The organism is Streptomyces lushanensis (assembly GCF_001700515.1).
Lineage (GTDB): Bacteria > Actinomycetota > Actinomycetes > Streptomycetales > Streptomycetaceae > Streptomyces > Streptomyces lushanensis.
Genome location: NZ_MAUD01000605.1, coordinates 1 through 672 on the forward strand (window position 1 = coordinate 1; position 672 = coordinate 672).

Consider the following 672-nt stretch of genomic DNA (forward strand, 5'->3'; position numbering starts at 1 on the left):
GCGATGCCGAGGCGGCGCCGGTGGTTGGTCACGGACATGGGCGGTCCTGGTCGGCTCGTCGGTGGTCGGAGTCGGTGGGTGGCTCGTCGGTTCGTCGGGTCGGCCGGAAGAAGCCCGGTGCGGGCCCGGTGCTGGTCACACTGCCGGATCCGTGGTGCCACGGCACGAGGTGCGCGGCCGGCCGGGGTAGTCCGGGGTGGTGAGGTGCCGGTCACCGGTCGGCTACCGGCCCGTAGAAGCCCGTTCCCGATTCTCGACTACCGGGTCATACAGGGCATACCGTAGGTATGAGCATCTCGCTTCGGCGTCAGGGGGCCTCATCATGGTCCAGGAACTGGTCATAGCGGTCATAGTGGCGATATGCGCCCTGGGGTTGTACGGGATGTCCGCCGCGCGGGTCGTCAAGCAGTACGAACGAGGCGTGGTCCTCCGGCTGGGCCGGCTCCGTGCGGGTGTGCGAGGGCCGGGATTGACGATGATCGTCCCGTTTGTGGACAGGCTGCACAAAGTCAATATGCAGATCGTGACGATGCCGGTGCCCGCACAGGACGGCATCACGCGGGACAATGTGACCGTCCGTGTGGACGCGGTGATCTACTTCAAGGTCGTGGACGCGGCGGACGCGGTGATCCGCGTCGAGGACTACCGGTTCGCGGTCTCGCAGATGGCGCA

1 protein-coding gene is annotated in these 672 nt (G+C 67.0%); it reads left to right on the top strand.

Translation table 11 applies throughout. From position 1 onward, the window contains the following. Nucleotides 1–322: 322 nt before the first annotated feature. Nucleotides 323–672: SPFH domain-containing protein (locus BFF77_RS31740; protein WP_245703985.1), on the top strand; the 350-nt coding region annotated here is incomplete at its 3' end.